The sequence below is a fragment of the Nostoc sp. PCC 7107 genome, from assembly GCF_000316625.1.
In the GTDB taxonomy this organism is placed as follows: Bacteria; Cyanobacteriota; Cyanobacteriia; order Cyanobacteriales; family Nostocaceae; genus Nostoc_B.
The window spans coordinates 2496797-2510097 of record NC_019676.1 but is presented as its reverse complement, the minus strand read 5'-3'; the positions used below and the strand labels follow the sequence as shown (position 1 = coordinate 2510097).

11 protein-coding genes and 1 pseudogene are annotated in these 13301 nt (G+C 41.0%); 6 read left to right on the top strand and 6 right to left on the bottom strand.

Going from position 1 to position 13301, the window contains the following annotated elements; translation table 11 throughout:
- Positions 1–18: 18 nt before the first annotated feature.
- Positions 19–1428, top strand: coding sequence for an AAA-like domain-containing protein (locus NOS7107_RS10730; protein WP_015112994.1), 1410 nt, complete (start codon positions 19–21; stop codon positions 1426–1428).
- A gap of 66 nt (positions 1429–1494) precedes the next feature.
- Here the strand turns inward: NOS7107_RS10730 and NOS7107_RS10725 are convergent, their stop codons facing one another.
- The 3 genes and pseudogenes from NOS7107_RS10725 to NOS7107_RS10715 form a co-directional block, all read right to left on the bottom strand.
- A complete protein-coding gene (locus NOS7107_RS10725; protein WP_015112993.1) occupies positions 1495–2190 on the bottom strand; it encodes a hypothetical protein in 696 nt (231 codons plus the stop codon).
- 136 nt (positions 2191–2326) lie between these two features.
- Positions 2327–2743: pseudogene (locus NOS7107_RS10720) on the bottom strand (iron-containing redox enzyme family protein); the annotation flags it as partial.
- Positions 2744–2763: 20 nt separating this feature from the next.
- Positions 2764–3909 carry an IS4 family transposase gene (locus NOS7107_RS10715; protein ID WP_015110984.1) on the bottom strand — a complete coding sequence of 382 codons (1146 nt, stop codon included), beginning with the start codon at positions 3907–3909 and terminating at the stop codon, positions 2764–2766.
- A 16-nt stretch (positions 3910–3925) separates the two neighbouring features.
- On the opposite strand from NOS7107_RS10715, the gene NOS7107_RS10710 reads away from it, so the two are divergent.
- The gene (locus NOS7107_RS10710) at positions 3926–4231 is read left to right on the top strand and encodes a DUF4142 domain-containing protein (protein WP_367580309.1); all 306 of its coding nucleotides are present in this window, start codon (positions 3926–3928) and stop codon (positions 4229–4231) included.
- A 5-nt stretch (positions 4232–4236) separates the two neighbouring features.
- Here the strand turns inward: NOS7107_RS10710 and NOS7107_RS10705 are convergent, their stop codons facing one another.
- On the bottom strand, positions 4237–6075 hold the full coding sequence (locus NOS7107_RS10705; protein WP_015112992.1) for a penicillin-binding protein 2: 1839 nt from the start codon (positions 6073–6075) through the stop codon (positions 4237–4239).
- 294 nt (positions 6076–6369) lie between these two features.
- Positions 6370–6987: a hypothetical protein gene (locus tag NOS7107_RS10700; protein WP_015112991.1), complete on the bottom strand. Its 618-nt coding sequence runs from the start codon at positions 6985–6987 to the stop codon at positions 6370–6372.
- 563 nt (positions 6988–7550) lie between these two features.
- Here NOS7107_RS10700 and NOS7107_RS10695 point away from each other — a divergent pair.
- The 4 genes from NOS7107_RS10695 to NOS7107_RS10680 all read left to right on the top strand — a co-directional run bounded on the left by NOS7107_RS10695 (position 7551) and on the right by NOS7107_RS10680 (position 11758).
- Entirely contained in the window at positions 7551–7769 is a 219-nt protein-coding gene (locus tag NOS7107_RS10695; RefSeq protein WP_044499892.1) for a hypothetical protein, read from the top strand.
- A 332-nt stretch (positions 7770–8101) separates the two neighbouring features.
- Entirely contained in the window at positions 8102–8434 is a 333-nt protein-coding gene (locus tag NOS7107_RS10690; protein WP_015112989.1) for a hypothetical protein, read from the top strand.
- A 163-nt stretch (positions 8435–8597) separates the two neighbouring features.
- Positions 8598–10892 (top strand): 1,4-alpha-glucan branching enzyme, encoded by a 2295-nt coding sequence (glgB, locus tag NOS7107_RS10685; RefSeq protein WP_015112988.1) that lies wholly within the window; start codon positions 8598–8600, stop codon positions 10890–10892.
- A gap of 119 nt (positions 10893–11011) precedes the next feature.
- On the top strand, positions 11012–11758 hold the full coding sequence (locus NOS7107_RS10680) for a Uma2 family endonuclease (protein WP_015112987.1): 747 nt from the start codon (positions 11012–11014) through the stop codon (positions 11756–11758).
- 21 nt (positions 11759–11779) lie between these two features.
- On the opposite strand, the gene NOS7107_RS10675 is transcribed toward NOS7107_RS10680, so the two are convergent.
- On the bottom strand, positions 11780–13219 hold the full coding sequence (locus tag NOS7107_RS10675) for an RtcB family protein (protein WP_015112986.1): 1440 nt from the start codon (positions 13217–13219) through the stop codon (positions 11780–11782).
- Positions 13220–13301 lie beyond the last annotated feature (82 nt).

The window sequence follows — 13301 nt, the reverse complement described above, 5'->3', positions numbered from 1 at the left end:
ATTGTTGGAACACAGCCTATGCAAGTGAAACAAACTAAAAGCAAAAGAAAACGAGGCGTTGTGCTAACTCCGTCCGGGCTACAACGTTTACATGAAGCGATTTTATCTTGGGAGATTGCTAGAAATAAAGGCGATCGCCTAACGCTACAAGAACTCAGTACCCAGATCAGCATTTCGACGAAAACTCTGAGTCGATTATGGTCTTTGAGTAAAGGCGTAGATCAAAAAACTCTCAAATTATGTTTTAGTGCCTTTAACCTCAAATTATATGAAGAAGATTACGCAGTGTCGAGTGATGAGGATGAAGGCAAAACCATAGAATTCTGGCTCAGAAGTTCAGATAAACAGGAAGATCATCTTACTCGGTTATCTAATTACGAAATAGAACATCGTTGGCCATATCCAGATGGGCCTGTAGTTCTAGATTCCCCTTTATATATCGACCGTCCCCCCATCGAAGAAATAGTTTATCGAGAAATTACTCGTCCAGGCTGTGTAATTCGGATTCGCTCTCCCAGACAGATGGGAAAAACTTCTTTAGTGCTACGTATTTTAGCCTTTGCTCATCAGCAAGGATATCGCGCTGTTAACGTCAATTGCTACCAAATTGATGACACTTGTTTGACTGATTTAAATAAGCTTTTGCGTTGTCTTTGTTGGCAAATTGCCCAACAGTTAGAAATTGAGCCTAACCTTGATGATATGTGGGATGAAGAAGTTGGCTATAAGTTAGCCTGTAGCTTCTATTTGCAAAAGTATATTTTAAAACAGAGCAATAGTCCCATAGTAATGGTTTTGAGCGATGTTGATCGCTTTTTTGAATATCCGCACATTGCTCAGAAATTTTTTGCTTTGTTACGTTCTTGGTGTGAAGAAGCACGACAAAATTACAGTTGGCAAAAACTGCGATTAATAGTGGTCTACTCTACAGAACAATATATCTCTCTAGATATTAATCGTTCACCATTTAATATCGGCTTACCTATTAATTTAACTGAATTTACTCAAAGCCAAGTCGAAGATTTAGCTAGAAGATATGAGCTAAACTGGAGTTCCGGTCAAGAATCTGCTCAAATCATGTCTTTAGTTGGTGGTCATCCGGCGTTAATTCAACTAACTTTATTTCATCTTGTTTCTCGCAAGATTACTTTACGAGATTTGATTGAAGAAGCGATCGCTAATGGTGGTATATACCGTCATCACTTATGGCGACACTGGTTAAAACTGCAAAGCTATCCTCATTTGATCGACATATATGCTGAACTTATCAAAACAAAACAAGGTCTGGTAATTGATCCTGTGGATGCTTATAAGCTTGAAAGTTTAGGATTGATTTGCTTTAATGGCGATCGCATTTTCCCCCGTTGCAAACTCTATCAAGCTTATTTTAAAAAACTACTACCTACTATTTGCTTACAATCTGTTTAGACCAGCCCCATAAAAAACAACATACAATAATGCCCCTCCACAAGGGGTATTATTCAATATAATTGTTTATAAACTTGTCATAACTTGAGCTAATTCATGAGATAAATCAATGGCTGATTCCTGAGATTTTTTAAATAGAACTCCAGCTAAAAAATAATAATCTCCAGAGTAAAATGCCTTTTGATTTTTTTTTAAATTTTCTATATGTCTTTTCACTTTTGGTTCAGAGCTATAATAACCAAACTGCAAAGGTAAAACGACAAACTTATTCACACTATAGCCATTTTCTGCTGCTGTTTTTAAAGTACTGATTGGGTTAGAATAGCTAGAAACTAAAACCAAGACATTTTCATAATTTAAAGATAAAAGCTCATTGGTAATTGATGCTCCATCTATACCGCCAAATAATAATGGTATATAAATATCCTCATCTGGCGCTGGAAGATAGGGTGGATTAGCAACGAGATAATTGGCTTGAGGTTTATCAGAGTCAAACAAAGAGGAATTATGAATAATATATTTACTCGTAAGATTGTATTCATCTATAGTTAAATTGGCAGCTTTACAGGCAGAAGTATTTAGTTCATAGCCTTGAATTAATCCCTCAAACTTATTTCTCAGTAGTGAGTTGATAACTGGACTGCCATCACCAGAACCAAATTCAACAATAGATGCCGGATTTTGACAATCTCGTATGATAAAGTTTTCTAAACAATGGGAATAGAAATTAGATTCTTCCGGGCAAAAAAAGATGTCTTTCATATAACTGTACTAGTTAATCAAAAAATTAGTTGATACTTGGAGAACGGCCAGCAAAACTCTGCTGGAGTGAAAAATCTTTCACTCAAGTAGAATCAAGTCGCAAAGAAATTAAAAATTTACCGCCAGATTGCTATTGCTAATTGATGGATTTATCAGTTGCTTGTTCGGCTGTACGAATGGAAAATACAACAGCTTGAGCAGCGCGATCGCTCATGAATTTCTCTTGGTCGTATCCTAGAATTAATTCCCACCCATCATCGGGATATTGCGTTGCTAAAGGTAAAGCCACACTATCTAACATCCATTGACCGTGGCGTTCATCTTCTTTGATATGCAGTTCCCAATAACCCATTGCTGCATCTGACAATTGCAATCGTTGGGCGGCTGTCAGATAATTTCTGTAAGCTGCCGGGCCAGCTACTTCAAAATAAGTTAACGCACCACTGTAACGCAGAAAATAACGTTTGCGTTCTGTTGTTAAAAAGTTTTGATTAGCACAAGCCAACACTTCCCAAGGGACTAAATCAAAGTAACCCTCTGGCTCAGTGTTCATCTGAAGGGGTGACAAAAAAGTTATAAAGCAGACTGGATAAGAGTCATAGCCCGTAGACCTTGTTGAAAATATGGCAGTTTACTGGGCTTGAGGCGCATCAATTCATGAGCTAAATCAGCCCAAAATTCCATTGCCCCTACCCATAACTGACCATACAAACCAATCCAAAAAGCACTATGTCGGCGGTGCAATCGTTGTAACTCCTTCAGACGACCAACATATTTTTGTAGTCCAGAGGAGCGAGAATTACGACCAACTAAAATAGCACAAGTATAGGCAATAGCAATTAATAAAATCAGTGCTATCAAACGTTGACCATCAGCATAAGTAGATTCGAGATTATACCCCCCAGTTTTACAATCTTTAAACATGGCTTCGATACCACTCCGCAACTTAAATGCTTTAATGGCATCTTTGAGACTATCAAGGTTAGTTAATAAAAACCAGCCAGCAGGCTCAACAACTCCACGATATTTGCGCTTGTAATATCCGGCGAGATTAAAATTGGCAAACCCTTTCTGTTTAGTTGCTTGAATCCCTGTCAAAAAAAACGAGATGCCAGGAGTTAATCCCAAAGATTGTAAGCGTTGGTGTGATTGGTTTTCTTGCCGAATATAAGTACCTTGTTTCTGACGCAATACAAAGTCAATGCCCTTGCTATGTAACCAATTTGCTAGTTTTATACTGTGGAATTCTCTATCTCCCAGTACCAGCATTTGATATCCCTTAAATAACTGCAATAGTGGACGAATTAATTTTTTCTGCTCTCCCAAATTGCTACATCCTTTTTTAGGTAACAATAGCCAGTACACAGGTATTGCTCTTTTTTGTTCTATTAAACTAATTACAAATACATTTTGTGAACGCCATTGTGTTCTATCAATCGCAAATATTAGCCGTTTCTCTCCTCTTTTCAGACTATTTTTCACCCATCGTTTGAGCAGGGGAAACCACAGATATGGAATCGACAACTGAGGTAGTAGTAAAAATCTTTGTATACTCCGCCTCCGACTTTCAAATTTTATCGGTTGTGGAAATACTGTTGCTAGTTTCTCAATTGTCACAGTTTTATGAAATTGCAATAGCATTAGTAAGATTTCTAGCATCTTGTACTGTGCGGGTGTCAGTACATTTTGAAAGCAGTTTTGGTAGAATTTAGGTAACATTATCATTTGATAGGTCTTGTTGAGAATACCTGACCTATCTTTTTTTACCCCAAAACGGTCACGCTCCTCTATTTTCTTGGCTTCAGCCGCTTTGTCACCCCTTCAGCGCGAATATATGACTCACATGGTTGAAGATCATCAAAAGGATGTTTCTGCATTTCAAACTGAAGCACAACAGGGGCAAGATCCAGATGTGAAGGCATTTGCCTCACAAACACTACCAACCCTTGAAGAACACTTACAACAAGCTCGTTCTATTGTTAATGGTGGTGTTAATACGGGAACTTCAACTAGTAGCCCAAGTCCGACTAATACACGTTAAAACTCTCATCTTGGTGTTTCTGCTGGGGAATTTAACTGTTGTGGTGGTAGATGTTCTAAAGGAATTAATGTTTCCATCACCGATTTGACAATTGGTGCAGCCACAGTCGAACCATAGGCGTTTTCGCCCTTCGGCTCATCGACAATGGCTAAAATCACATAGCGGGGAGCTTCCACTGGCAAAACTGCGACAAAGCTAGTAATTCTGGCTCCAGGAATATAACCACCGTTAGGACTTGCTTTTTGGGCTGTACCTGTTTTCCCACCAATGCGATATCCGGCAATTTTAGAAGGTTTACCTGTACCCTCCGAAACAACAGTTTCCATCATTTCCACAACTTGTTGGGCAGTTTTAGCCGAAAAAATTTGCCTTGGCGCAGGGAGTGTGGGTGAATAGTGCATTTTGCCATTACTATCAACCAGTCCTCGAACTATATGGGGTGTTACCAATTTTCCGCCATTAGCTAAAGCGCCATGCAGTTGTACTAGTTGTAAAGGAGTCAGCGAAAAACCTTGCCCAAAAGATGCAGTGGCTGGTTCAATAGGTGAAGAAATAAATCTTGGTTGACTTTTTAGTGAACCGCTAACTCCAAAAGGCAAATCAGTTTCTAAAGGTTGCCCTAAACCCAGACGTTCTAACCAAGTATAGTAGACCGAGGGGCGCATTTTTTGAATAATTTGCACCATCCCGATGTTGCTGGAATTTTGGAGAATTTGAGCAATATTAATCCGCCCATAACCATTGTTTTGAGCATTTTTAATCACACGGTCAGCGACTTTAATAGAACCAGGATCATTAAAAGTATCATTTGGTTGAATCACACCATTTTCTAATGCGATCGCCACATTTAATGGTTTAAAAGTTGAACCAGGTTCATAAAGATCAGCTACCGTCCAGTTTTTGAATAAATCAATTTTCGCTTTGCCATAGTCATTTGGGTTATATGTGGGTTGAGAAACCAGCGCTAGTAAAGAACCATCTAACGCATCCATCACAATCACAGCGCCACGTTTTGCGCGGAACTTTTCTACCTGTGCTTTCAGCGCCGAGCGAGCAGCCCGTTGTAAGCGTGTATCAATAGTTAGTTGCAATTTCAGGTCATCAGCATGGAGAAAACCTTCTGGTGCATGATCTGGCTTTAATTCGCCGTTACCAGACTGCATTAACCGCACCTTCTGCACAGAACGTTCTAGCAGCTTTTCTTGGCTATATTCCACTCCAGCTTGACCGCGACGTTCCAGATCTACATAGCCGACTACATCAGATGTCACATCTGCTTGCGGATATAACCGAGAGTATTTGGGAATGAATTCTAACCCATTTAAGCGTAGTGCGATGACGCGATCGGCCACTTCTTCGGGTAACGCTGGCATCAGTATAATCCCACTTTTGCGGCTTTGAAAAGTTTTGACTAAATCAGCCGCATCTTTATCAATAATAGGTGCTATCTTTTGGGCTATTTCTTCATTTGACTTATCAAATAGCTTCGGATGGGCATAAACAGTATATACAGGACGGTCGACAGCTAAAACATTTGTATTGCGATCGACAACTAAACGACGCGGCATAAAAGGCCGCAAACTCACCATTTGTTGATTGCGAGCCTTCTGCGTTAGTTTTTTTCCTTGCAGAATTTGTAAATTATATAAGTTAAAAGCTAACCCTAATCCTGCGGCTACTAAAATAACCCATACTACCAAAAGCCTGACTTTGCTACTTTGTACAGGTTCTTGAGTGTTGGGAGTGGAATTTCCCATCGATTTTTGTCGGGAAATTTTTTGCCGCTTTGAAACTGCTTGATTCCGAGAATTTCTAAATTTTAATCTACTGGATGACTTCTGCATCGGCTTCGTCCTTGATTATTTGTCATTTGTCTATCAAAAATGACTAATGACTATTGCCTTTAACTAATACCAATTCGTAATTCGTAATTAAAAAAGTCAGATAGGGTATGGTTTTCGGGTTTTGAATGTGTTGCCTCATTTTAGAGAATTGGTATAAGTTATTAATTTGGAATTTTTGGGTTTAATTCTCCTAACCGACGGGAACGCCAACGGCGTATGCTTATACGTATACTTGTGTCCGCTTGGGTCTAAATCTCCTTCCGAAACAGTTTTTAATTACGAATTGCGAATTTTTTAATATCCCAACGGTGAAGAAGTTGGCTGTTGTATGGGAGAATTAGAAGTCTTAGTAGACGGCAAAGAACTGGCAGTATCAGATGCTGAAGGTAAGAAAATAGTTTTATCTGGCGTTGGTGAAACTAATCCTGCACTGGGGTTTTCTGCATCTTCAGCCATTTTGTTTTTTAACATGGCATTAGTTGTAGTTAATTGTCGCTCATTGCGTTGCAGATTTTGTAAGCGGCGAAACTCTTGATTCCAAAGCTCTTGAGAATAGACTGTCCAACCATAAACAACCAGAGCCGCTGCAACTAATAAAAACGTCACTACAGACGAGTAACGATGAACAGTGTACAACCGCAGCAACCAACCAGGTAAAACTTCAGCAGTGGGAACGTGAGAAACTTTTGAGGGCGTGAATTCTTGTAAACCTTTGGTAGCAGGAGTCGATAAACTTTTCGCAGTACCCCGTCGGCGTTTAGCCGATGCGACTGGAGATTGATCTGGAAGTGGGGATGCACTGCTCATGACTGACTCGTGACCAGGGAAGCGCCGTCTTGGCGCAGTTGGTTTAGAATTTTGCCAGAACCAGGGATTGGGTGCAGACACAGCTGATTTACGAACAGCAGCCATAAATTTTCTTGGATAGGAAATAATGTATTCTAGTCTGTTTATTCAATTTTGCTCAGGTTAAAATAGCCTTTTTTGGGATCTGAATGAGTATAGCGCTAACTATAGACCATGTTTAGATGTTTTTGAGATATAGCCATCCGTTGAGAAGTTGCACAAAAATTTTTTCTATGTTATCTTTTATGGCCCTTCACAAATAGTTCAGTAATCAAATATGATTCTCTATCTAGACAAAATATTTGCCTAACTTGAGTATTGCCATAGTTACAATCTAAGGATGAGCCATTGGATAACTTGATATTTTAAGTAGCGCATCTCAGTATGGCAATACAAGACAAAAAGAAACTACTGTTTGCGATCGCCTGAACATCTTTGGGATCATCACTTAATCGCCCAATTAGATATTCTCATCTGTCTTTAGCATAATAACTCAAACATCAATAATCAGTCCTAAGTAGTGTTTTTAAATATCTCATAGACAGGGATTTTAACAATTATCAATAAATAGGTTATCGTAGTCGAAAGGCACAAACATTTGATTGCCACAATTCGGTGAAAGAGGAGTTATGAAAACAAAAATCTTTGGTTTAGCTTTAATGTTAAGTTTGGCGGCAGTTCTAGGAGCATGTGAAGGTGGTAACAATACAACACCTAATGCTACAACTACACCAGCTGCTACAGGTGAACCCTCCGATACTGGGTCTACACCAAATACTTCCCCCTCTGCAATAACTACTCCTGCTGCTACTGCTTCCCCCACAGCAAGTCCTACCAAAACACCTTAGTTCTTGACAATCGCTTGAGTTTTCCTATTTCTCGGAGAGTGGATACCTAACTCCAGCAAATTTCATACATCTGTTCAGCTAAGACAGTAATTATTGGACACTGGTAATGTTGGTTAACACCACATACGAGTGTCCATTTAAATTTTGAATGTGCGCTTGTTAAGCTGGTGTGCATTCAAGTGGCAAATTCTCTGGTTGAGATCGTCATTTGTCATTTGTCCCTTGTCAATACAAATGATCAATGACGACCTTTACAGGTGATTCTGTAATTTAGATGTGTTTTAGCTTATTTCTTTTCTTTAGTGGCTTGATTTTGACTTTAGGGTGATGAAATGAAAAAAGTAAAATCTACCAAGCAAATAATATTGGGGGTTTTGAGTATAACCTCTAGTCTGGGTGTGTGGTTAATTAGCCATTGCGGATCAGCCGTCATGGCCTTACCACCACCGGAAGACATCCCAGAAGAGATATTACGCACAGAAATTATTATAGAGGCGCGATCGCCCATTGATGGCAAACCCGTAAGCGCTGCCGAATACGTAGAACTACAAGCACAACTCCAAAAAGTTCCACCACCAGAATTAAACACCAAACTGCGGCAAACCGTCTTTCTGCTGCGAATACGTAAAACCTTGCTTCAGTTGTTCCCTTTTTTAGATTTATAGTCCATAGTCATTTGTCATCTGTGATTGCTTCTTCTCCTCATATCCCTTGTACCTATCTGATGTACTATAACGGTGGCGATAAATTGCAAATAAATGTAAAGAATATATATAGATATTAAAAAAGTCGCTTTAGTTAATCACTTTATTCAACACAGGTAGCTTCATGTCCATAGCCACGATCGCTCAGGAACAGGTTAACCGTATAGTTTGGAATCAGCATCACGACCCATTTGAAATACTTGGTTCTCATCCCGTAGAACAAAATGGTAAAAAAGTGTGGGCTGTACGCGCCTATCTACCAAACGCCAGTGCAGCCTGGGTAATCGTTCCCCAAGAACGACAAGAATACCCAATGCAAGCCGTACATCATCCTCATTTTTTTGAATGTACGATTGAAACTCCAGAACTCGCCAACTACCAGTTACGCATTCAAGAAGGAGAACATGAGCGAGTCACTTATGATCCCTACGCCTTCCGTTCTCCCCACCTAACCGACTTTGACTTACACTTGTTTGCAGAAGGCAACCATCATCGAATTTATGAAAAATTAGGAGCGCACGCCACCGAAATCGACGGTGTGAAAGGTGTTTATTTTGCTGTTTGGGCCCCTAACGCCCGTAACGTTTCTTTACTGGGAGATTTCAACCTGTGGGATGGACGCAAACATCAAATGCGTAAAGGCTCCACCGGGGTTTGGGAATTATTCATTCCCGAAATCGGGGTAGGGGAACCTTACAAATATGAAATTAAAAATTTTGAAGGACACATTTACGAAAAATCTGATCCTTTTGCTTTTCAGCAAGAACCCCGCCCAAAAACAGCATCTATCGTTACTGATTTAAGTTCATATCAATGGAATGACGAAGACTGGATAGAAAAGCGTCGTCACGCCGACCCCTTAACCCAACCTGTATCTGTTTACGAACTCCATCTAGGTTCTTGGTTACACGCTTCTAGTGCTGAACCACCTACGCTTCCCAATGGTGAGACTGAGCCTGTAGTTATTGTTTCCGAACTTAAGCCAGGTGCGCGATTTTTAACTTATCGGGAATTAGCAGACCGACTGATTCCCTATGTTAAGGATTTGGGATATACCCATGTAGAACTGTTACCAATTGCGGAACATCCTTTTGATGGGTCTTGGGGTTATCAAGTCACTGGCTATTTTGCACCCACTTCCCGGTTTGGTAGTGCGGAAGATTTTATGTATTTTGTTGACCAATGTCATCAAAACGGGATTGGCGTAATTGTTGATTGGGTTCCCGGACACTTCCCCAAAGATGGACATGGTTTAGCTTTCTTTGATGGTACTCACTTATACGAACACGCAGACCCCCGCAAAGGTGAACATAAAGAATGGGGAACTCTGGTTTTCAACTACAATCGCAACGAAATCAGGAATTTCTTAGCTGCAAATGCCCTGTTTTGGTTCGACAAATATCACATAGATGGCATTCGTGTAGATGCTGTGGCTTCGATGCTATATCTCGACTATTGCCGTAAAGAGGGTGAATGGGTTACTAATCAATACGGTGGAAGAGAAAACTTAGAAGCGGCGGATTTCTTACGTCAAGTAAATCACCTAATTTTTAGTTACTTCCCAGGTGTGCTTTCCATTGCGGAAGAATCAACGTCTTGGCCGATGGTTTCTTGGCCAACCTACACAGGCGGTCTAGGTTTTAACTTGAAATGGAACATGGGTTGGATGCACGATATGCTGGATTACTTCAGCATGGATCCTTGGTTCCGCCAATTCCACCAAAATAACATCACATTTAGTATGTGGTATAACCACAGCGAGAACTTCATGTTGGCCTTGTCCCATGATGAAGTTGTACATGGTAAGAGCAACATGATTGGTAAAATGCCCGGTGATACATGGCAGAAGATGGCCAATGTGCGCTGTTTGTTTACTTATATGTTTGCTCACCCAGGCAAGAAAACCATGTTTATGAGCATGGAATTTGGACAATGGAGCGAGTGGAATGTCTGGGCTGATTTGGAATGGCAATTGCTACAGTTTGAGCCACATCAACAATTAAAGCAATTCTTTAAAGAACTCAACCACATTTACCGTTCTGAACCATCTCTATATACCCAAGATTTTGCCAGAGAAGGTTTTGACTGGATTGATTGTAGCGACAACCGTCACAGTGTGGTTTCCTTTATCCGCCGTGACAAAGATTCTGACGGTTTTATCGTGGTGATTTGTAACTTCACACCCCAACCTCATTCTCATTACCGCATTGGTGTTTCCGAAAAAGGATTTTATACCGAGTTGTTTAATAGTGATGCTCGTCAGTATGGCGGTAGCAATATGGGTAACTTAGGAGGTAAATGGACAGATGATTGGTCAATGCACAATCGTCCTTATTCGTTGGATTTGTGCTTACCACCTTTGGGTGTGTTGATGTTCAAGTTAGATAAAGAGAAAACAGCTGAGGTTTTAGGTTCTTAATCGTGAGGGTGGGGATAGTCCCACCTTTTTTGATTAAGGAAAGTGCGATCGCTATCGAAAAATTTTGACCATCAATTAATATAAAAATACCCGCAACAATTACTAATCGGTGAAAAGCTATGTCAGACACTACCCTAGCTGCACCAGATATTCAACTCCCACCCACTCAAGCAGAACTTCCACTTGATGACGGTGTACCAATGGAAAGCGCCCGGCATAAAGCTCAGATGGATTTGCTCATAGATGCGTTAATTCCTTGGTTGGAACAAAGGGAGGATGGATTTGTTGGCGGGAATATGTTTGTTTATTACAGTCTGGCACAGGTGCGAAACAAAGATTTTAAAGGGCCAGACTTTTTTGCTGTGTTGGGAGTTCCGAAAGGTGAACGTCGCAGTTGGGTAGTTTGGGAAGAAGGTAAAGCACCAGATGTAGTTATTGAGTTACTTTCTGACAGCACAGCACAAGCAGACAAAAATGAGAAAAAACTGATTTATCAAAATCAAATGCGTGTACCAGAATATTTCTGGTATGACCCTTTTAATCCTGATGATTTGGCTGGTTGCTCGAACGAAAAAGGTGTTTATCAACCCATTACAATCAATGCTCAAAACCAGTTGGTGAGTCAATCTTTAGGTTTAGCCTTGCAATTGTGGCAAGGAAATTATAAAGGTATTGATGCTATTTGGTTGCGCTGGGCAAACTTGGCAGGAGAATTATTACCAACGCCAGAAGAAAAGGAACGCCAACGCGCAGAGAGAGCAGAATCTCAGTTACTACAAACTGCGCGTAACTTACTGGAAACTGGGATGACAGTAGAACAAGTAGCTAGGTTAACAGGCTTGAGTGTATCTGAATTAGAAATTTAGAACTTTGCTGTATCTCGGCACTTATGCTTTAAAGGTCAACACTGGACTCAACCTTGCTACAACGTCCACCATTCCTGCTTTTACCTGGATATCAATCACTGACTGAATTGGCTTATAGGCTGCGGGTGCTTCTTCAATTCGGCGTTCTTCCCGTAAAGTAATGCAGTCTACACCAGTTAATCCCAGTTCCGACTCTGTTTGACATGCACCTTGGCGACTCAAGTCAAATCGGCTGCGTAATCTGCCAGCACCATGTGAGGCTGAATTACAAAAAGCTGGATTGCCTTTTCCTACCATCAGATAAGAGTAAGCGCCCATTGAACCAGGAATAATTACGGGTTGTCCTGGATAAGCGGGACAAGCACCTTTGCGCGTTACCCATCCTTGACCTTCGGGTAAGGTAATGTTGTGGGGTAAGTCATAAACTAAAGGTGCTTCCACATCACCATAGACTTGTCGCAACCGCAGACGTAGTAGTTCTGCTAATAACAAGCGATTGATAAAGCCGTAATTAGCAGCAGTCCCCTCAGCTTTGAGGTAACTAGCAACTAGTTCCGGGTGGGAATGCACGGACAAAGGAAAAATCTGAGATTCTGGATACTTCAGACTTTCCGGCCAAGTTGCTTTAGTCCGGTCTCGCCACATCCCGCCAATGTACTTACCCACATTGCGCGAACCAGAGTGAATCATAAAGGTTAATTGCCCCTCTCTGATTCCCCAAGCGTAAGCCAGAGAGCGATTTTCGATTCGCTCAACTTGCTGCACTTCCACAAAGTGGTTGCCAGAACCAATGGTTGCGAGTCCTCCATCCCTGACTAGTCCAGTATCGGGAACTAATTCTTCTGGTGCTAAATTCCAGTCACCATCCATTGCACCACCTAAAAAAATGCGATCGCTTTCCTGGGAAATTTGCGCCAAGTCAGACTTGACGAAACTACCTGTCGCCTGGTTCAACATGGCATCCAACCAACCAAGTACACCATGCTGAAACGAAGCTTTCATAGTTTGCGCCGTCATGGTGACATCCCTGGTACCAAAGAAATAATCCCCCTTCATCTGTTCTACAAATAAGTCCCGTTGAGAGAGAAATTGATCAATGGTTAAATCGGCAATGTGCAACCGCATTCCACAGTTAATGTCAGAACCCACAGCGGCGGGGATGACTTGACCAACAGTTTCGACGACAGAACCAATGGCTATACCTGCATCACCAGGGTGAAAATCAGGTGTAGCACAGGCACGACAGACACATCCGCCATTAGGGTGGCGCACATTTGCTAAATTAGCTAGTTGCTTAAGTGCCTTAGCTTCGACAGGAAAGCCTTCTGGTAGCAAGACTTCCGCCGCTGGCGCATCGGGAGAATTAGTTAAACGGACAGAATAAATCCCATTGAGATAATTAACATCTAACCCTTGCCGTGCTAAAGCACGCAGGAGACGTTGAAGATTTTTGGGCTGCATGAAACTTCATGAGAGTCTAAAAAAAGACCCTGGTTTTAAATTGATTGCAGAGACATGGGTTCAGCAGCCGCGTCTCAAGTGT

Coding starts and splice junctions, on each gene's coding strand:
- NOS7107_RS10730 (WP_015112994.1), top strand. CDS start 19: ATGCAAGTGAAACAAACTAAAAGCAAAAGAAAACGAGGCGTTGTGCTA.
- NOS7107_RS10725 (WP_015112993.1), bottom strand. CDS start 2,190: ATGAAAGACATCTTTTTTTGCCCGGAAGAATCTAATTTCTATTCCCAT.
- NOS7107_RS10715 (WP_015110984.1), bottom strand. CDS start 3,909: ATGTTACCTAAATTCTACCAAAACTGCTTTCAAAATGTACTGACACCC.
- NOS7107_RS10705 (WP_015112992.1), bottom strand. CDS start 6,075: ATGCAGAAGTCATCCAGTAGATTAAAATTTAGAAATTCTCGGAATCAA.
- NOS7107_RS10700 (WP_015112991.1), bottom strand. CDS start 6,987: ATGGCTGCTGTTCGTAAATCAGCTGTGTCTGCACCCAATCCCTGGTTC.
- NOS7107_RS10695 (WP_044499892.1), top strand. CDS start 7,551: ATGAAAACAAAAATCTTTGGTTTAGCTTTAATGTTAAGTTTGGCGGCA.
- NOS7107_RS10690 (WP_015112989.1), top strand. CDS start 8,102: ATGAAAAAAGTAAAATCTACCAAGCAAATAATATTGGGGGTTTTGAGT.
- glgB (WP_015112988.1), top strand. CDS start 8,598: ATGTCCATAGCCACGATCGCTCAGGAACAGGTTAACCGTATAGTTTGG.
- NOS7107_RS10680 (WP_015112987.1), top strand. CDS start 11,012: ATGTCAGACACTACCCTAGCTGCACCAGATATTCAACTCCCACCCACT.
- NOS7107_RS10675 (WP_015112986.1), bottom strand. CDS start 13,219: ATGCAGCCCAAAAATCTTCAACGTCTCCTGCGTGCTTTAGCACGGCAA.